Source organism: Streptomyces sp. NPDC087901, assembly GCF_044742205.1.
Classification (GTDB): Bacteria; Actinomycetota; Actinomycetes; order Streptomycetales; family Streptomycetaceae; genus Streptomyces.
This window is the reverse complement of record NZ_JBIUUC010000004.1, coordinates 336,449-360,623: the sequence shown is the minus strand read 5'-3', so window position 1 is coordinate 360,623 and position 24,175 is coordinate 336,449. Positions and strand designations below refer to the sequence as shown.

22 protein-coding genes are annotated in these 24,175 nt (G+C 71.2%); 12 read left to right on the top strand and 10 right to left on the bottom strand.

Going from position 1 to position 24,175, the window contains the following annotated elements; translation table 11 throughout:
* Positions 1-24: 24 nt before the first annotated feature.
* From ACIOEW_RS15350 to ACIOEW_RS15340, 3 genes are all read right to left on the bottom strand, one after another.
* Complete coding sequence (locus tag ACIOEW_RS15350; protein ID WP_401964205.1) at positions 25-1,110, bottom strand: AI-2E family transporter; 1,086 nt, start codon at positions 1,108-1,110, stop codon at positions 25-27.
* 84 nt (positions 1,111-1,194) lie between these two features.
* Complete coding sequence (locus ACIOEW_RS15345; protein ID WP_362539734.1) at positions 1,195-2,151, bottom strand: pirin family protein; 957 nt, start codon at positions 2,149-2,151, stop codon at positions 1,195-1,197.
* Between the two features lie 151 nt (positions 2,152-2,302).
* Entirely contained in the window at positions 2,303-2,743 is a 441-nt protein-coding gene (locus tag ACIOEW_RS15340) for an SseB family protein (protein WP_136207169.1), read from the bottom strand.
* A gap of 207 nt (positions 2,744-2,950) precedes the next feature.
* On the opposite strand from ACIOEW_RS15340, the gene ACIOEW_RS15335 reads away from it, so the two are divergent.
* The 4 genes from ACIOEW_RS15335 to ACIOEW_RS15320 all read left to right on the top strand — a co-directional run bounded on the left by ACIOEW_RS15335 (position 2,951) and on the right by ACIOEW_RS15320 (position 7,715).
* Positions 2,951-4,777 carry an acyl-CoA dehydrogenase gene (locus ACIOEW_RS15335; RefSeq protein WP_362539737.1) on the top strand — a complete coding sequence of 609 codons (1,827 nt, stop codon included), beginning with the start codon at positions 2,951-2,953 and terminating at the stop codon, positions 4,775-4,777.
* 160 nt (positions 4,778-4,937) lie between these two features.
* Positions 4,938-5,618, top strand: coding sequence for a hypothetical protein (locus ACIOEW_RS15330; protein ID WP_401964203.1), 681 nt, complete (start codon positions 4,938-4,940; stop codon positions 5,616-5,618).
* A gap of 63 nt (positions 5,619-5,681) precedes the next feature.
* Positions 5,682-6,353 carry a hypothetical protein gene (locus ACIOEW_RS15325; protein WP_401964201.1) on the top strand — a complete coding sequence of 224 codons (672 nt, stop codon included), beginning with the start codon at positions 5,682-5,684 and terminating at the stop codon, positions 6,351-6,353.
* Positions 6,354-6,416: 63 nt separating this feature from the next.
* Positions 6,417-7,715 carry a M18 family aminopeptidase gene (locus tag ACIOEW_RS15320; RefSeq protein WP_362539746.1) on the top strand — a complete coding sequence of 433 codons (1,299 nt, stop codon included), beginning with the start codon at positions 6,417-6,419 and terminating at the stop codon, positions 7,713-7,715.
* A gap of 50 nt (positions 7,716-7,765) precedes the next feature.
* Here the strand turns inward: ACIOEW_RS15320 and ACIOEW_RS15315 are convergent, their stop codons facing one another.
* A complete protein-coding gene (locus ACIOEW_RS15315) occupies positions 7,766-8,758 on the bottom strand; it encodes a GlxA family transcriptional regulator (RefSeq protein ID WP_401964199.1) in 993 nt (330 codons plus the stop codon).
* 169 nt (positions 8,759-8,927) lie between these two features.
* On the opposite strand from ACIOEW_RS15315, the gene ACIOEW_RS15310 reads away from it, so the two are divergent.
* From ACIOEW_RS15310 to ACIOEW_RS15300, 3 genes are all read left to right on the top strand, one after another.
* Entirely contained in the window at positions 8,928-9,518 is a 591-nt protein-coding gene (locus ACIOEW_RS15310; RefSeq protein ID WP_401964197.1) for a cysteine hydrolase family protein, read from the top strand.
* Between the two features lie 144 nt (positions 9,519-9,662).
* Positions 9,663-9,881, top strand: coding sequence for a DUF6458 family protein (locus ACIOEW_RS15305; protein WP_350990434.1), 219 nt, complete (start codon positions 9,663-9,665; stop codon positions 9,879-9,881).
* A 123-nt stretch (positions 9,882-10,004) separates the two neighbouring features.
* Positions 10,005-12,890, top strand: a complete 2,886-nt coding sequence (locus ACIOEW_RS15300) for a BTAD domain-containing putative transcriptional regulator (protein ID WP_401964195.1) — start codon at positions 10,005-10,007, stop codon at positions 12,888-12,890.
* A gap of 48 nt (positions 12,891-12,938) precedes the next feature.
* Here ACIOEW_RS15300 and ACIOEW_RS15295 read toward each other — a convergent pair whose 3' ends face one another.
* Entirely contained in the window at positions 12,939-14,750 is a 1,812-nt protein-coding gene (locus tag ACIOEW_RS15295) for an NHL domain-containing thioredoxin family protein (protein ID WP_401964193.1), read from the bottom strand.
* A 64-nt stretch (positions 14,751-14,814) separates the two neighbouring features.
* Here ACIOEW_RS15295 and ACIOEW_RS15290 point away from each other — a divergent pair, with 64 nt between their 5' ends.
* Positions 14,815-15,306: an LURP-one-related/scramblase family protein gene (locus tag ACIOEW_RS15290; protein WP_401964191.1), complete on the top strand. Its 492-nt coding sequence runs from the start codon at positions 14,815-14,817 to the stop codon at positions 15,304-15,306.
* Between the two features lie 89 nt (positions 15,307-15,395).
* On the opposite strand, the gene ACIOEW_RS15285 is transcribed toward ACIOEW_RS15290, so the two are convergent.
* The gene (locus ACIOEW_RS15285; protein ID WP_362539764.1) at positions 15,396-16,196 is read right to left on the bottom strand and encodes a carbon-nitrogen family hydrolase; all 801 of its coding nucleotides are present in this window, start codon (positions 16,194-16,196) and stop codon (positions 15,396-15,398) included.
* 342 nt (positions 16,197-16,538) lie between these two features.
* Between ACIOEW_RS15285 and ACIOEW_RS15280 the strand changes: the two genes are divergently transcribed.
* Entirely contained in the window at positions 16,539-17,363 is an 825-nt protein-coding gene (locus ACIOEW_RS15280; protein WP_362539767.1) for a maleylpyruvate isomerase family mycothiol-dependent enzyme, read from the top strand.
* A 58-nt stretch (positions 17,364-17,421) separates the two neighbouring features.
* Here the strand turns inward: ACIOEW_RS15280 and ACIOEW_RS15275 are convergent, their stop codons facing one another.
* Complete coding sequence (locus ACIOEW_RS15275; protein WP_362539770.1) at positions 17,422-18,732, bottom strand: MFS transporter; 1,311 nt, start codon at positions 18,730-18,732, stop codon at positions 17,422-17,424.
* Positions 18,729-19,403 (bottom strand): GntR family transcriptional regulator, encoded by a 675-nt coding sequence (locus ACIOEW_RS15270; protein ID WP_362539773.1) that lies wholly within the window; start codon positions 19,401-19,403, stop codon positions 18,729-18,731. The genes ACIOEW_RS15275 and ACIOEW_RS15270 overlap by 4 nt, the downstream gene beginning before the upstream one ends.
* Before the next feature lie 208 nt (positions 19,404-19,611).
* On the opposite strand from ACIOEW_RS15270, the gene ACIOEW_RS15265 reads away from it, so the two are divergent.
* Positions 19,612-20,511: a D-alanyl-D-alanine carboxypeptidase gene (locus ACIOEW_RS15265; RefSeq protein ID WP_362539776.1), complete on the top strand. Its 900-nt coding sequence runs from the start codon at positions 19,612-19,614 to the stop codon at positions 20,509-20,511.
* Positions 20,512-20,648: 137 nt separating this feature from the next.
* Here ACIOEW_RS15265 and ACIOEW_RS15260 read toward each other — a convergent pair whose 3' ends face one another.
* Entirely contained in the window at positions 20,649-21,239 is a 591-nt protein-coding gene (locus ACIOEW_RS15260) for a TetR/AcrR family transcriptional regulator (protein ID WP_401964190.1), read from the bottom strand.
* Positions 21,240-21,380: 141 nt separating this feature from the next.
* Between ACIOEW_RS15260 and ACIOEW_RS15255 the strand changes: the two genes are divergently transcribed.
* Together ACIOEW_RS15255 and ACIOEW_RS15250 are read left to right on the top strand one after the other, a co-directional pair.
* Entirely contained in the window at positions 21,381-22,202 is an 822-nt protein-coding gene (locus ACIOEW_RS15255; protein ID WP_401964188.1) for an SDR family NAD(P)-dependent oxidoreductase, read from the top strand.
* Entirely contained in the window at positions 22,199-23,137 is a 939-nt protein-coding gene (locus tag ACIOEW_RS15250; protein WP_401964187.1) for a DMT family transporter, read from the top strand. The genes ACIOEW_RS15255 and ACIOEW_RS15250 overlap by 4 nt, the downstream gene beginning before the upstream one ends.
* Positions 23,138-23,273: 136 nt before the next feature.
* Here ACIOEW_RS15250 and ACIOEW_RS15245 read toward each other — a convergent pair whose 3' ends face one another.
* Positions 23,274-24,167 (bottom strand): NADP-dependent oxidoreductase, encoded by an 894-nt coding sequence (locus ACIOEW_RS15245; RefSeq protein WP_401964186.1) that lies wholly within the window; start codon positions 24,165-24,167, stop codon positions 23,274-23,276.
* Positions 24,168-24,175 lie beyond the last annotated feature (8 nt).

The following is a 24,175-nucleotide window of genomic DNA, read 5'->3' as shown; positions in this document are numbered from 1 at the left end:
GTGGAAGCCGCGGCGGACGGGCCTTTACGGCGATGGCTCCCCGGACGGTCCGGCGGCTGCCTCCGGGGCCTCGGTGCGGCCGTTGCGCAGTTCGCCGATGATCCCGAAGGCCGCGGCGCACACCGGAACCGCGAGCAGCATTCCCAGCAGACCCGCCACGCTCGCCCCCGCCGTCAGCGCGATCATGATCATCGCGGGGTGCATCTGAACCGTCCGGCTCTGGATCATCGGCTGCAGCACATGTCCTTCCAGCACCTGGACGGCCACGACGACCCCGAGAGCCCAGAGCGCGATCACCACCCCCCGGTCCGCCAGTGCCACCAGGACCGCGACGGCCCCGGAGATGAACGCACCGAGGTACGGGATGTAGGCCCCGACCAGGACCAGCGCACCGAGCCCCACCGCGCCGGGCACGCGCAGGATCAGCAGGCCGACCGTGATGCACAAGGCGTCGATCAGGGCGATGAGCGTCGTCCCGCGCATGAAGCCCTCGACGGCCTCGAAGGCCCGTCGGCCCATCGCCTCGACCAGGTCACCGGTGCCGCGCGGGGCGATGGTGTGCGCGAGTTTCACGGCCCGGTCGGAGTCGCGCAGGAAGAAGAAGGTCAGCAGCAGGGCAAGGACACTGGTGGCGATGAGCGAGCCGACCAGGGTGAGCCCGCTGAGGAGCCCGCCCGCGGCGCTCGCGCCGAACTTCTCGACGAGGTTCCTGGCACTGGCCGCGAGATCGGCGACGTTGACGCCGTCAGCGACCCCGAAGTGGTCGACGACCCACTGTCCGGCGTCCTTCAGCGAGTCCACGATCTGGGAGCCGGTCTCGATGAGCGCCGAGACGACGATGTACCCCGCTCCGCCGACCACGGCGACGAGCAGGGCGCAGGTGACCCCGGCGGCCACCGAGCGGTTCACCCCGTGGGTGGTCATCCGCCGGTGGACCGGGCCGAGCAGCGCCGTACCGAGCAGCGCGAGGAGGACCGGTGTGACGGCGGTCTTGAGGCTGATGCACAGGAAAATGGCGACGCCCGCGACACCGGCGACCAGCAGGACGACACCGCACCAGGCAGCCGTGCGCCGGGCCGCGTCGGGCAGGAGGGGCTTCTGGGTCTGCACCCTCTCACCCGATCACAGCAAGGGTGCGGTGTCCCGTCCGAGCCGCCGTACGAGTGATGGACCGTCATACGGCGGCTGCGGGGCTCACATTCCGTGGACTGCGGGAACCGTGCCGAGGCGGCCGGCCTGGAAGTCCTCGAAGGCCTGCTTCAGTTCGGCCTGGCTGTTCATCACGAACGGCCCGTAGTGCGCCATCGGCTCCCGGATGGGACGCCCGCCGAGCAGCACGACCTCCAGGTCCGGGGTGTGGCCGTCCTGCTGCTCGTCCGCGCGGACGGTCAGCGAGGAGCCCGTACCGAAGACCGCGGTCTGGCCCATGTGGACGGGACGGCGCTCCTCGCCGACGGTGCCGCGGCCGGCCAGCACGTACGCGAGGCCGTTGAAGTCCTCGCGCCACGGCAGCGTCACCTCGGCGCCGGGGCGCACGGTGGCGTGGATCATCGTGATGGGGGTGTGGGTGACGCCCGGGCCCTCATGGCCGTCGAGCTCGCCCGCGATCACCCGGAGCAGCGCACCGCCGTCGGGCGAGGCGAGCAGCTGGACCTGGCCGCCGCGGATGTCCTGGTAGCGCGGGGCCATCATCTTGTCGGCCTTGGGCAGGTTCACCCAGAGCTGGAGGCCGTGGAAGAGGCCGCCCGACGTGACGAGGGACTCCGGCGGCGCCTCGATGTGCAGGAGCCCGGATCCCGCCGTCATCCACTGGGTGTCGCCGTTCTGGATGGTGCCGCCGCCCCCGTTGGAGTCCTGGTGGACGAAGGTTCCGTCGATCAGGTACGTCACGGTCTCGAAGCCGCGGTGGGGGTGCCACGGGGTGCCCTTCGGCTCCCCGGCGGCGTACTCCACCTCACCCATCTGGTCCATCATGATGAACGGGTCGAGGTGCTTGTAGTTGATCCCCGCGAAGGCGCGGCGGACCGGGAAGCCCTCGCCCTCGAACCCGCTCGGGGCCGTGGTCACGGCGAGCACGGGACGGGCCACGGCGTCGCCGGCGGCGGCGACCTTGGGCAGGGTCAGCGGGTTTTCGACGGTCACTGCGGGCATGGGAGCCACCTCCGGGGGACTGTTCTGAAACCAATTTAGTTGAATGGTGAACATCCTGCAAGGTGTCATCCATTCCCGCACCCGCCGGAGCAGCAGAAAGGGGCCCGCGCCGCCGGACGGCACGGACCCCTGCTGCTCGAAAAGTCGTCGATCAGCCGTACATACGGCGCATCGCGAAGTCGACCATCTGCTCCACGGCCTTGGCGTCGAAGACCATGCGATGCTCACCCTCCATGTCCAGGACGAAGCCGTAGCCGGTGGGCAGCAGGTCGATCACCTCGGCCCCGGTGATCACGAAGTACTTGGACTCCTTGCCCGCGTACAGCCTCAGCTCCTTGAGCGTGGTGAACATCGGGATCACGGGCTGCTGGGTGTTGTGCAGCGCGAGAAAGCCCGGATTGTCGCCGCGCGGGCAGTACACCTTCGACGTCGCGAAGATCTGCTGGAAGTCCTCGGCGGACAGCGAGCCGGTCGTGAAGGCCCGTACCGCGTCGCCCAGCGAGGGCGGCGAGGGTTCGGGATACAGCGGCTGCTCGCCGTAGCCGCCACCCATCGGCTGCTGTGCGCCCTGGTTCTGGTCGTAGCCGTACATGAAGCAAAGAGTAATCGGACACATCTGCCCCTTGAGGGGTTGCGTCTTATTACTGACGGGTAGCATCATCGTAGAGGTCGGCTGATACGTCTGGGCCCAGCCAGGTCCCCGGCAGTGCGGCAGACCGGTATCCCGCCAGCCCGTCGCCCGATCCTCACCCCTCCACGGGGCGCTGCGCGCCACTGCTATTGATTACGGAGCCTTCCCATGGGGCACTACAAGTCGAATCTCCGCGACATCGAGTTCAACCTCTTCGAGGTCCTCGGGCGCGACAAGCTGTACGGCACCGGTCCGTTCGCGGAGATGGACGTCGAGACCGCGAAGAGCATCCTCGACGAGGTCGCCCGCCTCGCGGAGAACGAGCTCGCCGACTCCTACGCCGACGCCGACCGCAACCCCCCGGTCTTCGACCCGGAGACCAACACCGCTCCGGTCCCGGACACCTTCAAGAAGTCCTACCAGGCCTTCATGGACTCGGAGTACTGGCGCCTGGGCCTGCCCGAGGAGATCGGCGGCACCACCTCGCCGCGCTCCCTGATCTGGGGCTACGCGGAGCTGCTGCTCGGCGCCAACCCGGCCGTGTGGATGTACTCCTCCGGCCCGGCCTTCGCCGGCATCCTCTTCGAGGAGGGCAACGAGGCGCAGAAGAAGATCGCCGAGATCGCCGTCGAGAAGCAGTGGGGCTCGACGATGGTGCTGACCGAGCCGGACGCCGGATCCGACGTCGGCGCGGGCCGGACGAAGGCCGTCGAGCAGGAGGACGGCTCCTGGCACATCGAGGGCGTGAAGCGCTTCATCACCTCGGGCGAGCACGACATGTCCGAGAACATCATTCACTACGTGCTGGCCCGCCCCGAGGGTGCGGGACCGGGCACCAAGGGCCTTTCGCTCTTCATGGTCCCGAAGTTCCACTTCGACTGGACCACCGGCGAGCTGGCCGAGCGCAACGGCGTGTACGCGACGAACGTCGAGCACAAGATGGGCCTCAAGGCGTCCAACACCTGCGAGATGACGTTCGGCGACCGGCACCCCGCCAAGGGCTGGCTGATCGGTGACAAGCACGACGGCATCCGCCAGATGTTCCGCATCATCGAGTTCGCCCGCATGATGGTCGGCACGAAGGCCATCGCCACGCTCTCCACGGGCTACCTCAACGCGCTGGAGTACGCCAAGGAGCGCGTCCAGGGCACCGACCTGTCGCAGTTCATGGACAAGGCGGCCCCCAAGGTCACCATCACGCACCACCCCGACGTGCGCCGCTCGCTGATGACGCAGAAGGCGTACGCCGAGGGCATGCGCTCCCTCGTCCTGTACACCGCCTCCGTCCAGGACGCGATCCAGGAGAAGGAAGCCGCGGGCGAGGACGCGAAGGCGCTGCACGGTCTCAACGACCTGCTGCTCCCGATCGTGAAGGGCTACGGCTCCGAGAAGTCGTACGAGCAGCTGGCGCAGTCGCTCCAGACGTTCGGCGGCTCCGGGTACCTCCAGGAGTACCCGATCGAGCAGTACATCCGTGACGCCAAGATCGACACGCTGTACGAGGGCACGACGGCCATCCAGGGCCAGGACTTCTTCTTCCGGAAGATCGTCCGGGACCAGGGTGCCGCGCTCAACACGCTCTCCGAGGAGATCAAGAAGTTCCTCGCGGGCGCCCAGGGCAACGAGGAGCTGTCCGGCTCGCTGGACCACCTCGCGAAGGCGGCCGTGGACCTGGAGGCGATCGTCGGCACGATGATCACCGACCTCACCGCGACCGGCGAGGACGTCAAGAACATCTACAAGGTCGGCCTCAACTCGACCCGCCTGCTGCTGGCTTCCGGCGATGTCGTCGTCGGTTACCTGCTGCTCAGGAGCGCGGCCGTGGCCGCCGAGAAGCTGCCGACCGCCTCCCCGAAGGACGTCGCCTTCTACCAGGGCAAGATCGCCGCCGCGAAGTTCTTCGCCGCGAACATCCTGCCGGGCGTCGGCGCCGAGCGCGCGCTGGCCGAGGCCGTGGACAACTCCCTGATGGAGCTGGACGAGGCCGCGTTCTGAGGGTCCGTCCTTCTGCGTCACCCCAAGCACCGCCATCCGGGACCGTCCCCGGGTGGCGGTGCTGTTGTGTGCCCACCGGGCACCGGACACCGCCGGTGCGGCCTTCTCTATGATCGGACCCGGGTCCGGCAGGGCTCCGTTGCAAAGGGGAGGCTGACGCGTGAGCGGTCTGCGAAAGCGGTGGTACGTACGGGGCGCGGCGGCCGGAGCGGCCGCGCTGCTGCTGGCCGGATGCGGGGCCTCGGACACCGGTTCCGGCAGCGGCTCCGGCACCGGCACCGGTGAGGACGCCAAGGCGGCCTGGATCGACCAGAGCAGCATGCGGACGGTCCTGCCCGACGTGCGGGCGATGCCCGGCTGGAAGACGACCGAAGCGCCGTCGACCGCACCGCTGACAGAGCGGCTGCGGAAGAGCCTCATCTGCCCGAACAAGAGCAACACCGGCTGTGAACGGGCCCGGTTCCTCGGCTCCGTCTCCTTCCGGCGCGACGACGACCGGGCCGAGACCCGGTTCTGGATGGTCACCTACCAGGACGAGCGGGACGCCGACCTCGCGTACGACATCCTGTGGAAGGACACCTGGGGCAAGAACGGCACCGAGAACGTCGACATCGGCACGGTGGGCGCGGAGCGCGGTGCCACCGGGGGCACCGCCGGCCGGAACGCGGACGGGTTCACCGCCCAGATCCGCGTCGGCACCGTGATCCTCTGGGTCGGCAGCTCCGCCGCGACGGGCTCGGCCGACAAGGACTTCGCCAAGGACGTCACGGCGATGTTCGCCGAACGGGCCCAGCAGGCGCAGAACGGCGAGGAACCCTCGTCGGCACTCGACGCCGCCTAGAACACATCCCGGCGGCGCGCGCACAGGGCCGCCGGCGGCTGCCAACCGAACGGGGAGCGGATCATGACGAAGCAGCAGTGGTACATACGCGGCGCGGCCGCCGGGGCGGCGGCGCTGCTGCTCGCGGGCTGCGGCGGCGGGGACGGCGGCAGCGGCGGCGGCAGTTCGAAGGCGCTCGGCAAGGCGGAGGTCTCCTCGGTGCTGCCGGACGCGAAGGCGGTACCGGGCTGGCGGAGCGTGATGCCGCCGGAGGCCCAGGAGCCGATCCCGGAGTTCCCGCCGTCGGTATGCCTGTCGGTGAACAAGAAGAAGCGCGCGACGGCCTGCGACCACATCACCTTCTGGGGCGCCTCGGCCTACGCACGGAAGCCCGACGGCACCTCACTCAACTTCTGGACGCTCGCCTACAAGGACGAGAAGGCCGCCGACGCCGCCTATGACGCACTGGCCGAGTACTACGGCGGGGACCGGGTCGGCGTGGGCGCGGTGCCGGTCGACGTCGGTGATCCGGGCGAGGAGCACGTGGCCAACCGCGCCGGGATGGGCACGATGGGCGGGCCCGCCACCATCGCGCAGATCCGGGTCGGCACGACCGTGCTCGGCATCAGCACCGGCACCCAGGGCGAGAAGGCCGTCTCCGACCAGGAGGTGACGGACTTCGCCGCGATGTTCGCCGAGCGGGCCCAGCAGGCACAGAACGGCGAGAAGCCGTCCTCGGCACTGCCCGGACGATAGCTGCACGGGAAGCGGGGGGACGACGGTGAATCCTCCCGGCCGGGTCTGGTTACAGTGAAGAACATGAGTTCCTCCCCCCGGTTCGACCGCGGCCACACCGACGATCTGATGGCCTTCCTGATGTCCGCCCCCTCCCCGTACCACGCCGTGGCGAGCGCCGCGGCGAGGCTGGAGAAGGCCGGTTTCCGACAGGTCGAGGAGACCGCGGCCTGGGACGGAACCACCGGCGGGAAGTACGTCCTGCGCGGCGGCGCGATCGTGGCCTGGTACGTGCCGGAGGGCGCCGGGGCGCACACCCCGTTCCGGATCGTCGGCGCGCACACCGATTCGCCGAACCTGCGGGTGAAGCCGCTGCCCGACACCGGCGCGTACGGCTGGCGGCAGATCGCCGTGGAGATCTACGGGGGCACGCTCCTCAACACCTGGCTGGACCGCGACCTCGGTCTCGCCGGGCGGATCTCGCTGCGCGACGGCACGCACCGGCTGGTCGACATCGACCGGCCGCTGCTGCGCGTACCGCAGCTGGCCGTGCACCTGGACCGGTCGGCCAACACCGACGGACTCAAGCTGGACCGCCAGAAGCACATGCAGCCCATCTGGGGACTCGGCGACGTCGAGGAGGGTGACCTCATCCGCTTCGTCGCCGAGGAGGCGGGCGTCGACGCCGAGGACATCACCGGCTGGGACCTGATGCCGCACCCCGTCGAGGCACCGTCCTACCTGGGCCGTGACCGCGAGCTGGTGGCCGGTCCGCGCATGGACAACCTGCTCTCCGTACACGCGGCGACCGCGGCGCTCGCCGCCGTCGCCGGGCAGCCCGACTCCGAGATCCCGTACATCCCGGTGCTGGCCGCCTTCGACCACGAGGAGAACGGCTCGCAGTCCGACACCGGCGCGGACGGACCGCTGCTCGGGACGGTCCTGGAGCGCTCGGTGTTCGCCCGCGGCGGTACGTACGAGGACCGTGCGCGCGCCTTCGCCGGCACGGTCTGCCTCTCCTCGGACACCGGCCACGCGATCCACCCCAACTACGCGGAGCGCCACGACCCGACGCACCACCCGGTCGTCAACGGCGGACCGATCCTCAAGGTCAACGTCAACATGCGGTACGCGACCGACGGCAGCGGCCGGGCCGTGTTCGCCGAGGCGTGCGAGAAGGCGGGCGTGCCGTGGCAGACGTTCGTCTCCAACAACGCGATGCCGTGCGGCACGACGATCGGCCCGATCACCGCCGCCCGGCACGGCATTCAGACGGTCGACATCGGCGTGGCCATCCTGTCCATGCACAGCGCCCGTGAACTGTGCGGCGCCGACGACCCGTACCACCTGGCGAACGCGCTGGTTTCGTTCCTGGCCGGCTGACGACACACATCCGGTGGCTCCCCTGTCGACGTGCGGCAGGGGAGCCACTGTCATTCCGGGCCGGTCCGGAACCGCCGCCGGTACTCGGTCGGTGTGGTGTCGAGCCGGCGGCGGAACGCCCTGACCAGAGTGTCGACGGTGCCGAACCCGCAGGCGGACGCGATCCGTTCAAGGGTGGCGTCGGTGCATTCGAGCTGGTTGCGTGCCCTCTCGACGCGGACCGACTCGATGTAGGCGTGGGGAGTCGTGCCGAGTTCGGTCTTGAAGATCCGGGTGAGCTGACGGTCGCCGATCCGGCCGTACGCAGCGAGGGCCGCGACGGTGAGCGGTTCGCCGATGTTGCGCATGATGTAGTGCCGCAGATCCTCGATGCGCCGGGTCGTGGAGACTTGTTCCAGCGGAACGCTGAACTGGCTCTGCCCGCCGGGCCGCTTCAGGTACATCACGAGCTGCCTGGCGACCCGCAGCGCGACGGCCTCGCCCAGGTCCTCGGCGATCAGGGCGAGCGACAGATCGAGGCAGGCGCTGATCCCCGCACCGGTCCACACGTCCCCCGCGCGGATGAAGATCGGATCGGCGTCGACCTCGACCAGCGGGTGGTCGGCGGCGAGCCGCTGCGCGGTCGACCAGTGCGTGGTGGCCCGCTTGCCGTCCAGGAGGCCGGCGGCGGCGAGAATATGCGCGCCGACGCAGACGGACGTCACCCTGCGCGTGCGCCCGGCCAGCTGTTCCACCCGGCGCACCACGGCCGGGTCGGTGAGCGGGTGCACGCGCCCCCGGCCGTCGACCTCCACCGCTCCGGGCACGAGGAGGGTGTCGATGCTCCTCGCCGCCAGGTCGTCGAACGTGAGGTCGGGGAGGATCCGGACCCCGGCGGCGGTGGTGACCGGGTCCATCGTCTCGGCGGCGAGGACCACCTCGTAGCCCGCCGCTTCGTCCGTCTCGCGGCGCGCGAGGGAGAACACCTCGGGCGGTCCGGTGACGTCGAGCAGGTCGACGCCTCCGAAGAGGACGATGACGACCAGTCGTTCGACGGTGCTCACGAGGCCCCCTCTGTCTTGGCGCAGCTGCGGTCAGCCGACCCAACACGGTGTCGGTTTCTGCATGTTAGACGACATTGCCGACACGCCGAGGTGGGTCATAACGTCGTAGGCGCAGCTCACCGGACCGGTGGGCCCGCGCTCCCCGACCCGGAACCCAGGTGCCACAGCCATGCCTCGAACGACTCTCCGCCGGCTCAACGGCTTCGACGACACCCCCGCGAAGCTCGCCGACTCGACCCTCGTCCTCGTCGACTACCAGAACACCTACACGACCGGCGTGATGGAGCTGGACGGCTGGCAGTCCGCACTCGACGCCGCCGCCCGGCTCCTGGCAGATGCCCGCCGTGCGGGCGCCACAGTCATCCACGTCATCAACGACGGCGGTGAAGGCACCCCGTACGACATCCGGGCCGAGATCGGCCGGATCCACCCGAGCGTCGCACCGGCCGACGGCGAGACCGTCGTCGTCAAACGGGCACCGGACGCGTTCTTCGGCACCGACCTCGGCGAGCACGTCGAAGCCGCGGGCAGGAACGACCTCGTCATCGCCGGCTTCATGACCCACATGTGCGTCGCGTTCACCGCTCAGGGCGCGTTCCTGCGCGGCAACCGGCCCACCGTCGTGGCCGATGCCTGCGCCACCCGTTCCCTGCCGGTCGCCGGCACCGAACTGGACGCCGGCCAGGTGCACTACAGCGCCCTCGCCACGATCGCCGACCTGTACGGGGTCGTCGTCCCCACGCGGAAGTCCCTCGCCTGAGACGTGTCGCGGAAGGCCGTGGGGCGAGCACCGGCACACGACGGCAGCGCCCGCGCCTCCGGGCCGAGGAGCATGGGCGCGGGCGGACCGGGTACCCGCTGCGTACAGGGCCCGGATCTTCCGGCCGTCGAGGAGGCAGAACTCATGGGACTCGGAGGATGCATCATCCTCATCGGTGCAGGGGCGATACTCGCCTTCGCGACCGACTGGGAACTGGACACCGTCAACGTCGACATGGTCGGCTGGATCATGATGATCGTCGGCATCATCGGCGTCTTCGTCTACGCGAGCGTCATGCGCCGGCGCCGCATGGTCGTGCCGCCCACCACCACGGTCGTGTCCGAGGACGAACGCCGCCTGTGACCTGGAAGGGGTGCGCCCCGCCGCCGGGCGCACCCCTGAACCACAGCCCCACGATCCCCGATATTCTGGGCGCTTGTCCGTGACCCGGAACCGGGCGCGTCACACCCGGAAGGGAAGCCGCTCGTGGAGTTCCGGTTGCTCGGCACGGTCTGCGTCGAAACGCTGACCGGGCCGCTGCCACTCGGCCCCGCCAAGCGCCGCAGCCTGCTCGCCGCACTGCTGCTGCGCGCCAACACACCCGTGTCGATGGCGTGGCTGACGGACTGCCTTTGGGACGACGACCCACCGATGCACGCCCGCACCGTCATCCAGGGCCATGTCTCGCGGCTGCGCGCCCTGCTGATGGGAGCGGACGCGGAGGCGTACGGCGTCGAACTGGCCACGCTCGGGGACGCGTACGTGCTGCGGGCGCCGGAGACCCTGCTGGACTCCCAGCGGTTCGAGGAACTGCTGATGCTGGCCCGGGAACAGCGCAGCCCTGCCGACACCGTGCTCATGCTGAAGGAGGCCCTGTCGCTGTGGCAGGGGCCCGCACTGACCGGTACGTACGCGAGCGGGCCGCTCCAGGCTGCCGCGCACGCGCTGGAGGAGTCACGGCTGGCGACGGTCGAGCAACTGGCGCGGTCCTACGCCGTGCTGGGGGAGCACCACCGGGCGGCGGCGGTGCTGCGGGCCGAGGCCGTCGCCCATCCGATGCGGGAGTCCCTCGCCGCGGCCCTGATGACGGCGCTGTACCGGTCGGGGCGGCAGTCGGAGGCGCTGGACCGGTTCCACCGCACCCGACGGCTGCTCGCCGACGAGCTGGGCATCGACCCGGGGCGCGAGCTTGCCGACGCGTACGCGCAGATCCTGCGCGGCGATCCGGACCCGGCGGACGACCGGTCCCCCGGTGGGCCGGGCCCGACGGGCACCGGGAACGGTGGGCAGTCCCGGGTCGAGCGGCGGCCGGGCCCCGGGCCGGTGTCCGTGGACCGCCGCGAACCCGGGACGCACGAGGGTGCCGTAACCACCCGGGCACTCGCCGAGGCGGCCGTCACCGCCGCGCCGTCCCGCGCCCCGCGCGTCCCGGTGGCGCTCCCCGGCAGCCCGCCGCACCCCACCGATCTGCTGCCCCGCGCTCCCCGCGGTTTCCACGGGCGCGGCGCCGAACTCACCGCGATCTCCCGGGCCGCGGCGGGCGAGGCACCCGTCTGTCTGGTCACCGGGCCCGCCGGGGTGGGCAAGACCGCGCTGGCCCTGCACTGGGCGCGCCGGTCCCCCGCGGCCTTCCCGGACGGACGGCTCTACGCCGACCTGCGCGGGTTCAGCGACACCGGTGAGCCGACGCCCCTCGAAGTCCTGCGCGAGTTCCTGCTCGCGCTCGGCGTCGCGCCCCGCCGGGTCCCGGAGTCAGTCTCCGGCTCCGCGGCGCTGTTCCGCTCGCTGACGGACCGGCTCGGCCTGCTCGTCGTCCTCGACAACGTCCGCGACTCCGCCCAGGTCAGGCAGTTGCTGCCGGGCGGCGCCGACTGCGTCACGCTGATCACCAGCAGGCACCGGCTGGAGGGGCTCATCGCCTCGGACGCCGCCGTCCCGGTGCCGCTGGACGTGCTCGAACCCCCGGACGGCACCGCGCTCCTGGCCGGGGTGCTGGGCGAGGAGCGAGTCGCCGCCGAACCGGTGGCGGCCCAACGGCTCGCCGAGCTCTGCGGCGGACTGCCCCTCGCCCTGCGGGTCACGGCGGCCCGGCTGGCGGGCCGCCCGCAGTGGACGCTCGCCGACATGGCCGATGAACTGGCCGACGAACGCAGCCGGCTGACGTATCTCGCGGTGGAGGACACCGGGGTCTCCGCCGCACTGCGGCTGACCGTGCAGCAGCTGCCGCCGGACGCCGTTCACCACTTCACCCGGCTCGGTCACCATCCGGGCAGCCACTTCGGCCCGTACACGGCCGCCGCCCTCGCCGGCAGCGACCCGGTCGTCGCCGCGGCCGCGCTGGAGCGGCTCGCCGCCGCCCATCTGGTCACCGAGGCCGGACCCGGGCGCTGGATACTGCACGATCTGGTGCGGCTCTACGCCCGCGGGCTCGACCCCGCGGCCGGGCCCGACGCACTGGCCGGTGTGCTCGACCACTACATCGCCACCGCGCTCGCCGCCGCGGACACGGCCGAACCCGGCGGTGAGCCGTGCTTCGTGCTGCCGGACGGATTCCACCGGCCCGCTGCCGTACGGGACTTCACCGACCGGGCCGCGGCCATGGACTGGCTCACGGCCGAGCGCGAGGACCTTGCTCTGGCCGCCGCCGCCGCCCGCGCCGCCGGGCTGGAGGACCGGGCCTGGCGGATCATCCTGCTCCAGTGGCCGCACGTGGTGTGGCGGGCACGGGACGGCTGGGCCCCGATTCTGGAACTGGCCCTGGCCGCGGCTGCCGCGCGCAGCGATCCGTACGCCGAGTCCCGGGTGCGCAATCTGCTGGGCTGGGTGCTGTCGGAAGAGGGCAGGACCGCCGAGGCCGTGGCCCTGCTGGAGCCCTCGCCCGGACTCGCCCGGCAGGCCGGTGACCGGCTCGGCGAGGCGACGGCCCTGATCAACCTGGCCATCGTCCAGGCCGAACAGGGTGGCCTCGACGTGGCACTGGAGGGTTGCGAACGGGCCCTGGAACTGGCCAGGAAGGAACCCGACGCGCACACCGAGATGCTCGCCCTCCAGCACCTCGCACGCATGCAGCTCACCGCGGGACGCCCGCAGGACGCCCTGGACTCCGCCCGCGCCGCCTTCGCGCTCGGACCCGAGCACGAGGAGGTGGCCCGCCGGGTGCTGCTGACGACCGTCAGCGGCGAGGCGCAGCTCGCCCTCGGCGCGGAGGACGAGGGGGTCCTGCTGCTGGACGCGGCGGCCGCGGAGGCCGAACGCGCCGGGTACGACGAGGGCGCGGTGCGGGCCCTGGAGGCGCTGCTGCGCGTGGCAGCGGCGCCGGAGTACGTGCGGCGGCACGAGGAAGCGGTCCGCCGCCTCGCCGACGACAGGTGAGGGCGGCCGGGACGGGCGGTGACGCTCACCGCCCGTCCCGGCCGGCGTTCAGCCCTGCTCGTCCATGCCCGCGAGCACCAGCGGCAGCCGCGAGGTCCCCTCGGCGGTCACGCTGACGGGGACGCCCCAGTCCTGCTGGTGGACGTGGCAGGCCGGGTACTCGTTCGCCGGGTCGTCGTCGCAGGACGCGGCCATCGCCGAGACGTGCAGGACGCCCTCGGTGACGCCGTCGGCGAGGACGAGGTCGCGGAAGAGATCGGTGCCCGCCCCTTCGCCCCCGGCCAGCAGTTCCGGCGGGGTCGAGGAGACCAGCAGCCGGGTCGAGGGCCCGTAGCGGGTGTCCAGCTTCTGACCGGCCGGCGCCTGGAAGACGACGTCGAGCCGGAGGGTGCCCGGGGCGATCGCGGTCGCCGCGCGCTGGGTGCGGTGCGCCTGGTCCGCGACGCGTACCGCTTCCTCGGGCAGCCGCAGTCGGGTCAGCCGGTGCCGGGCGGACTCGACGACCACGAGATCGCCGTCGGCCAGCACGGCGTCGCTGGGCTCGCGCAGGTCCGTGGCCAGCGTGGTGACCTCACCGCTCGCCGGGTCGTAGCGGCGCAGAGCGTGGTTGTACGTGTCGCAGACGGCGACGGATCCGTCCGGCAGCGCGGTGACGCCCAGCGGGTGCTGGAGCAGGGCCTGCGCGGCGGCCCCGTCGCGGTGGCCGAAGTCGAAGAGCCCGGTGCCGACGGCGGTGTGCACGGCGCCCTCCCGGTCGACGTAGCGCAGTGCGGACGTCTCCGAGTCGGCGACCCACAGCCGGTCCTCCGTCGCCGCGAGCCCGGACGGCTGGGCGAACCAGGCCTCCGCACCCGGACCGTCGACCAGGCCTTCGTTCGTGGTGCCGGCCGCGACCCGTACGGTGCCGCCCTCGGGGTCGTACGTCCACAGCTGGTGCACGCCCGCCATGGCGATCCACAGCCGGCCGTCGAACCAGGCGACGTCCCACGGCGAGGAGAGGTCGACCTCATGGCCCGCACCGCTGGTGGGCGCCCCCTGCCACCACTGGCGGCCGGTACCGGCGAGGGTGGTCGTCAGTCCGGTCGTGAGGTCGAGGGCACGGATCGCGTGGTTGACCGTGTCGGCGACGGCGATCCGCCCGTCGGGCAGCAGCGCCAGCCCCTGCGGCTCGCTGAACCTGACGTCGTCGGGCCCGCCGTCCACGAGCCCCCGCTCACCGGACCCGAAGTGGCGGCGGACGGTCTCGCCGTCCGCGTCCAGCTCGACCAGGCGGTGGCGGGTGGTGTCGGAGACCAGGAAGCCGCCGTCGGCGAGCAGCAGGGCCTTTCCGGGGAACCGCAGATGCGTGGCCACCGGCTCGGGCGCCACATAGGGCCCGTCGCCGCGGCGCAGGGTGCCCTTCGCCGCGTGCTCGGCCTCCAGCTCCTCGACCAGCTTCTCGATGGCGTGGGCGTGCCCCTCGCCCGCGTGCTGGGCGACGATGTATCCCTCGGGGTCGACGACGACGAGCGTCGGCCAGGCGCGCACGGCGTACTGCTTCCAGGTGGCGAGCTCCGGGTCGTCGAGCACCGGGTGGTGGACCTCGTACCGCTCGACGGCGTCGACGACGGCCTGGTGCTCCGCCTCGTGGACGAACTTCGGCGAGTGCACGCCGATGATCACCACGGTGTCCCGGTGCTTCTCCTCCAGCTCGCGCAGCTCATCGAGGACATGCAGACAGTTCACACAGCAGAACGTCCAAAAGTCCAAGATCACAATTCGTCCTCGCAGGTCAGCGAGGGTGTACTGCCGGTCGCCTGTATTGAGCCAGCCGCCCTTGCCGATCAGTTCGGGGGCCCTGACGCGCGCTCGTGTTGCCATGAGAACAGTCAACATCACCGTGGCGTCCACGCATTCCGCGGAGGGCGGGGGGAACCTGTGAGTCATGAGACTTCTCGTACGTGAGCGACTGTTCGGCATCGGCGACGACTACTGGATCGAGGACGCGGACGGCCGCAAGGCCTTCCTCGTCGACGGCAAGGCCATGCGGGTGCGCGACACCTTCGAGCTGAAGGACGCGCAGGGCCGGATCATCGTCGAGATCAAGCAGAAGCTGCTCAGCCTGCGCGACACGATGCTCATCGAGCGGGACGGCGAGCAGCTCGCCAAGGTCAAGCGGAAACGGCTGTCACTGCTGCGCAACCACTACCGGGTGACGCTGGCGGACGGGACCGAGCTCGATGTCAGCGGCAAGATCCTGGACCGCGAGTTCGCGGTGGACTACGACGGGGAGCTGCTGGCCCAGATCTCGCGCCGCTGGCTCACCGTCCGGGACACGTACGGGATCGACATCGTGCGCGAGGACGCCGACGCGGGGCTGCTGATCGCGGTGGCGGTGTGCGTGATCGTGCTCGCGGAGAAGGAGCACGAGGACTGAGGGGGCGGCCCCTGTTTCACGTGAAACAGGGGCCGGTGCGACGCGCGGCCTGGCCTGCGCAGCTCGCGCTCGGACCGGACGGACGCGGCCTACACCAGGCCCGTCGGCGGGGCGAGCCCCAGCCGGCGGTCCTTGAGCACGGGGAACTGCTCCCGGGTGGTGGCGACCTTGGCCGGATCGAACTCCACGGTCAGCACCTCCTCGTCCGCGCCCGCCTCGGCGAGCACCTCACCCCAGGGATCGATGACGATGCTGTGCCCGGCCTGCTGGATCCCCGCGTGGGTGCCGACGGAGCCGACGGCCAGGACGTAGGCCTGGTTCTCGACGGCCCGGGCCTGGGTGAGCAGCGTCCAGTGGGCGCGGCGGCGCTCGGGCCAGCCGGCCACGACGACGAGGGTCTCGGCGCCGGCGTCGACGAGACCGCGGAACATCTCGGGGAAGCGCAGGTCGTAGCAGGTGGCGAGGCCGAGCGTGGTCTGCGGCAGGGCGAGCGTCACCAGCTCGTCGCCGGCGCCCATCATGACCGCCTCGCCCTTGTCGAAGCCGAAACGGTGGACCTTGCGGTAGGCGGCCGCCCGCTCGCCCTCGGGCGTGAAGACGAGCGTGGTGTTGTAGAGCGTGCCGTCGTCGGCCCGTTCGACGAAGGAGCCCGCGTGCAGCCAGACCCCGGCGTCGGCGGCGGCCTTGGCCATCACCTCGTGCGTGGGGCCGCGCAGCGGTTCGGCCTCGTCCTCGAACGCCGTGTAGGCGAAGGCCCCGACCGGCCAGAGCTCGGGCAGCACCACCAGATCCGCGCCCTGCTGGGCCGCGACGAGTGAAGCCGCGCGTTCCCTGCGGGAATTGACGGATTCGTCCGGGTCTACTGAGATCTGGATGAGGGAGGCGCGCACACTACCACCGTCCTGGCATTCGAGCCGTCAACACGGGCCTACGATCGTCACACGAAAGCACTGCCGGGGTGCCTGCTCGCAGCGTAGCTTGGACCGACCGGGAATCGGGGCGCGGGAGAAGGAGCGAGGCTGGGTGCGTGCAGCTGCAAGGCGGAGGATTGAGGCATGGCGGAGCCATGGTGATTGACGACACCGCCGCAGATGCGCGCACCCAGCCCCGCGACGCCGCCCCCCGATTTCCGGTCGGTCCAAACGACCGAACCTCACCGCCCGGCAGCCCGCAGCCCGCCTTCCGAGCCCAGTTCTCCAGCCCATGCACCGCAGAACCGCACGAGGGGTCCCGTGACCGTCCATCCCAGCCTCCAGACCTACGCCGACGCCTGGACCCACTCCATCGAGTCGATAGCCGAGCTGGTGAGCCCGCTCACCGAGGGGGAGTGGAACGGCCGTACGCCATGCCCCAACTGGTCGGTGCGCGACATCGTCTCCCACATCATCGGCATGGAGTCCGAGCAGCTCGGCGATCCGCGCCCCATCCACACACTTCCGCGTGATCTCTTCCATGTGCAGAGCGACTTCGCCCGCTACATGGAGATGCAGGTCGACGTGCGGCGCCACCACACCGCACCGGAGATGACCTCCGAGCTGGAGTACACCATCATCCGCCGGTCCCGTCAGCTGCGCAACGAGACGCGTGACCCGGAGACCATGACACGGGCGCCCCTCGGCACCGAGCAGACCCTCGAACTGGCGCTGCGGATGCGCGCCTTCGACGTCTGGGTGCACGAGCAGGACCTGCGCACGACGCTGGGCAAGCCCGGCAACCTGGATTCCCCCGGCGCCGCGATCGTCCGGGACACGCTGCTCCTGGCGCTGCCGAAGGTCGTGGCCAAGGACGCGGGCGCACCGCCCAATTCCGCGATCGTGCTGGACGTGCACGGGCCGGTGGAGTTCCTGCGCACGGTCAGGGTCGACGCGGAGGGCCGCGGTTCGGTGGACGGCGCACCGTCGCTGGGCCCCGCGGTGACGCTGGCGATGGACTGGGAGACGTACGTCCGGCTGGCCTGCGGGCGGGTGCGGGCGAGCGCGGTGGCGGACCGGATCAAGGCCGAGGGCGATCAGGACCTGGCTGCCGCCATCCTGCAGAACTTCGCCGTCACCCCGTAGCCACGGCAGTCGGTGCGCCCGCCCCGCTGGGGGGACGGGCGCACCGCCGTTTCCGGAGTCACACGGGCACGTGCACGGCCTCCACGCGGCTGATCACATGGTGTTCCCGCTCCCGGTGCGCGGCCTTCAGCCGCAGCCGCAGGATCTGCACGACACCGAGCGTCTCCAGGACGAAGACCGAGGCGAACGCGATGCGGTAGTTGTCACCGGTCGCGTCGAGCAGCACACCGACGGCGAACAGCGTGGTCATGGAGGCGACGAAGCCGCCCATGTTGACGATGCCGGACGCGGTGCCCTGGCGCTCCGGCGGGTTGGCCGGGCGGGCGAAGTCGAAGCCGATCATCGAGGCGGGCCCGCAGGCGCCGAGCACCACGCACAGGGTAATCAGCAGCCACATCGGCGCGTGGTCCCCGGGGTGGAGGATGGCCGACGCCCACAGCAGGGCCGTCATCGCGACCGTCCCCAGTGCGAGCGGAATCCGGGCCGCGTGGTGGCGGGCGATGACCTGCCCGTAGACGAGGCCGACGGCCATGTTGGAGAGCACCACCAGGGTGAGCAGCTCCCCCGCGGTCCCCCGGCTCAGCCCCTGGTCCTCCACCAGGAACGGCATGCCCCACAGCAGCAGGAACACCATGGCCGGGAACTGCGTCGTGAAGTGCACCCACATCCCGAGCCGGGTGCCGGGCTCCCGCCAGGCGGCGGCGATCTGCTTGCGCACGTACGTCGCGCCGGCGTGTTCCGTGGGCGGCGGCTCGAAGCCCTCGGGGTGGTCCTTGAGGAAGAGCAGAAGCAGCACCAGCACCACGACTCCGGCCAGCGAGCTGCCGACGAACGTGGTGGTCCAGCCCAGACCGTGCAGGGACCGGGCGATGACCAGCGTGGAGACGAGGTTGCCCGCCATGCCGAAGAGGGCTGCGACCTGCCCGATCAGCGGACCGCGCCGGGCCGGGAACCAGCGCGCCCCCAGCCGCAGCACGCTGATGAACGTCATCGCGTCGCCGCAGCCGAGCAGGGCGCGGGAGGCCAGCGCGGTGCCGTACGAGGGGGAGAGCGCGAAGCCGAGCTGCCCGAGGGTGAACAGGACGGCCCCGAGGGCGAGGACCTTCTTGGTGCCGAGCCGGTCGACCATCAGGCCGACGGGTATCTGCATGCCCGCGTAGACGAGCAGCTGGAGGATGGAGAAGGTGGAGAGCGCCGAGGCGTTGACGTCGAAGCGGTCGGCGGCGTCGAGGCCGGCGACGCCCAGGCTGGTGCGGAAGATGATCGCGACGAAGTAGACGGCGACACCGATGCCCCAGACCCGGGCGGCACGCCGGCCGCCGGGCGGGTCACCGGGCAGGGACAGGGTGGGGGCGGCGGCGGAGCTCACCGGTCCTCACCCCGGACCAGCACCTTGACCCGGCTGACATGGCGGCGGACGACCTGCGCGGCACCGTCCGCGTCACCGGCTCTGATCGCCTCAAGCAGCTCACCGTGCTCGGCGATGTTGGCGGCGATCCTGCCCGGGTGGGCCTCCATGACGGCGACGCCCATCCGCAGCTGACGGTCCCGCAGCTGGTCGTAGAGGCGGGACAGGATCTCGTTGCCCGCGTGGCGGACGATCTCGGCGTGGAAGCAGCGGTCCTTCACGGAGACGGCGGCCAGATCGCCGGCATCGGACATCTGCCGCTGCTCCTCCAGGAGCTCCTCCAGGCGGGCGATCAGCTTCGCCGACGCGGGCACGGCCCTGCGCACGGCGAACTCCTCCACCAGCAGCCGGGTCTCCACGACGTCGGCGATCTCCTGGGCGGAGACGGCGAGCACCAGGGCGCCCTTCTTCGGGTAGAGCTTGATGAGCCCCTCGACCTCCAGCCGCAGCAGCGCCTCGCGCACGGGCGTACGGGAAACCCCCACGGCCTCAGCGAGATCACCCTCGGTCAGCAGCGTCCCGCCCTCGTAACGGCGGTCCAGAACCGCGTCCTTGATGTGGGTGTAGACGCGCTCGGCGGCGGGGGGCTGCTTCACGGGCGGGCGGACGGGGGACGGGGCTGGGGCAGGCATGGACACAGCATAGATACAACATGCACGCATCGAGGGACTCATTCCACGATGCGGACGCTCGCACCCCTGTGCGCATCCGGAATTCGAGCCCCCGGAAGTCGTAAGAAATCACCCCTCAGGCGCCACAACCATTTATCGGCCCCATAAGTCTCATCAGCGCGCGGCACCTCTATGTGGCCGCATTCCAGGGGCATTTGGAGCATTTAACTTGAAACTCGGCATTCAGCGCATAAGGCACGCATCCGCCACCGCGACGGTGGCCCTCACCGCAGGTGCCGTCATCGCGGGCGGCGCGTTCGCCTCCACGGCACAGGCCGCCACTCCGCCGACTCCCACGCTCGTCGCCAAGGGCGGCTACGTGATGAACAACGGCACCGGGAAGTCCCTGTTCAGCAAGGCCGCGGACACCCGTCGCTCCACCGGCTCCACCACGAAGATCATGACCGCCCGGGTGGTGCTGGCCACGAAGGGCCTCAACCTGGACTCCAAGGTCACGATCCAGAAGGCGTACAGCGACTACATCGTCTCGAAGGGCGCGTCCTCGGCCCGCCTCATCGTGGGCGACAAGGTCACGGTCCGTCAGCTGCTGTACGGCCTGATGCTGCCGTCCGGCTGCGACGCCGCGTACGCCCTGGCCGACAAGTTCGGCTCGGGCACCACGCGCGCGGCCCGGGTGAAGTCGTTCATCGGCAAGATGAACAGCACGGCCAAGACCCTCGGCCTGAAGAACACGCACTTCGACTCCTTCGACGGCATAGGGAACGGGTCCAACTACTCGACCCCGAAGGACCTGACGAAGATCGCAAGCAGCGCGATGAAGTACTCCACGTTCCGCACGGTCGTGAAGACGAAGTCGACGAAGCAGAAGGTCACGACGAAGACCGGCGGCTACCGCTACATGTCGTGGACCAACACGAACAAGCTGCTGGGCACCTACAGCGGCGCGATCGGCGTGAAGACCGGCTCGGGCGCCGTGGCCAAGTACTGCCTGGTCTTCGCCGCGACCCGTAACGGCAAGACCGTCATCGGTACGGTCCTGACCTCCACCTCGGAGGCGACCCGCACGTCGGACGCGAAGAAGCTCATGGACTACGGCTTCAAGAAGTAGCCCTACGGTACGAAGGTGCCCGGCGCGTGCGGCCTCGCATGCGCCGGGCACTTCGCGTTCACCCGCCGCCGGGCCGTCCCGCGAAGACCCCCGGCCGCCCACCTCGCTTGCCCGGCTCCGGCCGGTGAACACCGGGTTCAGGCGCGCGGCCCCGCACCGTGCAGCAAGGTGTCGATGATGCGGGCGGCGAGCACGTCCGGGTCCGCGCCATCCGCGTCCGAGCCGTCCGCTTTGCCGTGCAGGGACTCCCCGATGAGCGCGTAGTAGACCCGGCGCACCCACTCCAGGTCGGCCGCCGCGTCGATGACCTTCTCCGCCTGGGCCCGCCGCAGCACCGCGACGCAGCGGCGGTCGATCTCCTGCTGGAGGACGGCGGCCTCGCTGTCCGGATCCGCCGGCAGCCCCAGGGCGAACGCCCAAGCGCCCTTGACCTGAAGCACATTGGCCGTGATCCGGTGCATCGCCACCAGTGGCGGCGCGGTGTCCGGCCTGCCGTCGTCCACCGCCTGGGCGAGCTGGCGGGCCGCGGACAACGCCAGCGCCTCGATCAGCGACTGCCGATTGGCGAACCGCCGGTGGATCGTCGTCCGGGCCACTCCCGCGGCCGCGGCGATCTGCTCCATGGACGCGCCCGGGTCTTCTGCGAGCACCCGCTCCGCCGCCTCCAGGACCGCGCGCACACTGCGCTCCGCGTCCGCCCGCAACGGTCGTGCCGGCATCTCGCCCATTACGCCTCCCACTCGGCCACTTGTCCTGAAACACAGTACAGCGTGGATGCAATCACGATCTTATTTGCATCATCACTGTTGCAGTTCTGCGGATTGCTAGTACTGTCACGTCCCAGTTGCCATCGATCGAAGGAGGAACTCATGCACAGCACCGCCCTCATCACCGGAGCATCGTCCGGACTCGGCGCGGAGTTCGCCGAGCAGCTCGCCGCCCAGGGGCGCGACGTGATCCTGGTGGCGCGGTCCGGCGACCGGCTCGCCGCGCTCGCCGAGCGGCTCACCGCCGAGCACGGCATCCGCGCCCATGTACTGGTCCGGGACCTCGCCGAGCCGGACGCGGCCCATCGCATCGCCGACGAGCTGACGGAACGCGGCCTGAGCGTCGATCTGCTGGTCAACAACGCCGGCTTCGGCACCTGCGGCCACTTCGAGGACATCGCCTGGACCCGCGACCACGACCAGCTCATGGTCAACGTCGTCGCCCTCGTCGACCTCACCCACCTGCTGCTGCCCGGCATGCTGGAGCGCGGCAGCGGCGCGGTCGTCAACGTCGCGTCCAACGCCGCCTTCCAGCCGTCCCCGTACTTCGCCGTCTACGGCGCGTCCAAGGCCTTCGTCCTCAACTTCGGCCTCGCCCTGCGTCAGGAGTACCGCCGGCGCGGCATCCGCGTGCTGACCTTGTGCCCCGGTCCCGTCGAGACCGCCTTCTTCGAGACCATCGGCACCCGCAAGGCGGCCGTCACCGGCTCCATGACCACCCCGGAGCCTGTCGTACGCGCCGCCCTGCGCGCGCTGGACCGCGACCGCGGTTATGTCGCCCCCGGATTCGGCAACGCCCTCGGAGCCCATCTGACGCCCCGCCGCCCTCGGACCCTGGTCGCCGCCATCGCCGAACGCGTCACCCGCAAGGTCCTTGCCGCCCCGCCGGCCGCCGCCCCGGCGCAGCGGAAGCACGCCGCATGAGATCCGCCTCCGCCGGCGCTGCCTCGGCCATGCTGCTCGTCGGTACCTCGACAGCCGTCTCCGCCACCATCGCCGGATATCCGGTCTTAGCAGGACAGGCCCTGCGCTACGCGCTCGCCGCGACGATCCTGCTCGCCGTCGTACGCCACCAGCGCCTGCCCCGCGTCCGTCTGACGGCACGTGACCTCGTACTCCTGGCCGCACTGGCCGCCACCGGCCTGGCCGGGTTCAATCTCTTCCTCGTCGCAGCCACCCGGCATGCCGGCCCCGCGATGATCGGCACCGTGGTCGGAGCCGTGCCCCTCGTCCTCGCCCTCGTCGGACCCTTGACGGAACGCCGCCGCCCGGCCCCGCGCACCGTCGGCGCCGCGCTCGTGGTCGCGTTCGGCGCGGCCGTCGCCGCCGGACTCGGCTCGGGCAGCCCGCAGGGTCTCCTGCTGTCCCTGGGCGCGCTCGTCTGCGAGGTGGCCTTCTCCCTGCTCGCCATCCCGCTGCTGCCCAGAATCGGCCCCCTGCGGGTCGCCGCCTACCCCGCCGCTCTGTCCGTGCCCCTGCTGTCGGCCGCAAGCCTCGCCCTGGAAGGGACGGACGCCCTGCGGCTGCCCGCGCTCGGTGAGGCCGCCGCCTTCACCTACCTCGGCGCGATCGTCACCGCGGCCGCGTTCTTCCTCTGGTACGACGCGCTGCGCCGCCTCGGTGCCGACCGTGCGGGCCTCTTCGCCGGCCTCGTACCCGTGGGCGCCCTGCTCACCACCGTCGCGCTCGGCCTCGGCGGGGTGGGCCCCGCCGACGTCATCGGGGCGCTGCTCGTCACCGCGGGCGTCGTCATCGGCCTCCGGCAGCCCGGACGCGACAGCCGGGAACCGCGCCGTTCCGAAGGGGCGCTCGGTGAACCGGCGGCCGAAGGGTCCACGCGGACGCCGCAGAATGCCTGACGCGCGATCCGCGGAGGCGCCGAAGTCGCCACCGGCCGCACCGGCTCACCTCTGCGGATCACCCGGCGGGCCGGGACCGGGACCCGCCGCCCCCGGTCCCGGCCCGCCGGGCCGTGCACCTTGCGCGGAGACCGGCTCAGACGACCAGGACCCTGCGCCCGCGGGTGTGGCCGGCCTGACTGTCCACATGGGCGGCCGCCGCGTCGGCGAGCGGATAGGCCCTCTCGACCGGGATGTGGAGCTTCCCCCGCGCGATGAGGCCGGCCGCCTCCGCGAGCGCGTCCGGCACGCTCCCGGCCACGCCGGAGAACCGGACGCCGAGTTCCGGGGCGGCGAGATCGGCGATGGAGATCACCTTGTGCGGGTCCCCGGTCAGGTCCACGAGCTCCCGGATCACGCCCGAGCCGGCCACGTCGAGCGCCGCGTGGACCGGGCCGAGCCGGCGCACCCGCTCGACCCAGCCCTCGCCGTACGTCGTGGCGAGGGCACCCAGGCCACGCAGGTAGTCCTGGTTCGCGGCCCCGCCCGTACCGATCACCGTGATGCCGCGGTCTCGGGCGATCTGCACCACCGCCGATCCGACCCCTCCGGACGCACCGCTGACCAGCAGCGTCTGCCCCGGCCCCACACCGACCTCGCGGATGATGCGCAACGCGGTCTCCACCACGGAGGGATACCCGGCGGCCTCCTCGAACGTCAGCCCCCCGGGCATGGCCGCCCACGCCGTCAGCACGGCGAACTCGGCATAGGTGCAGGAGCCTTCGCCGAACACGGGGTCACCGATCTCCACCCCTTCGACCCCCTCACCGACCTCGTCCACCACCCCGGCGGCGTCCAGCCCGACCCCTGCGGGCAGCTCGATCGGATGCGCCCCCAGGACCTGGCCCTCACGGACCCTCCAGTCGACGGGGTTCACCCCTGCCGCCCTCACGGCGATGCGTATCCGGCCGGGGCCCGCATGGGGCTCCTCGGCGTCGAGGAGTTGCAGCACTTCGGGACCGCCGAACTCGGCGAAGCTCACTCTCTTCATACCGGCGA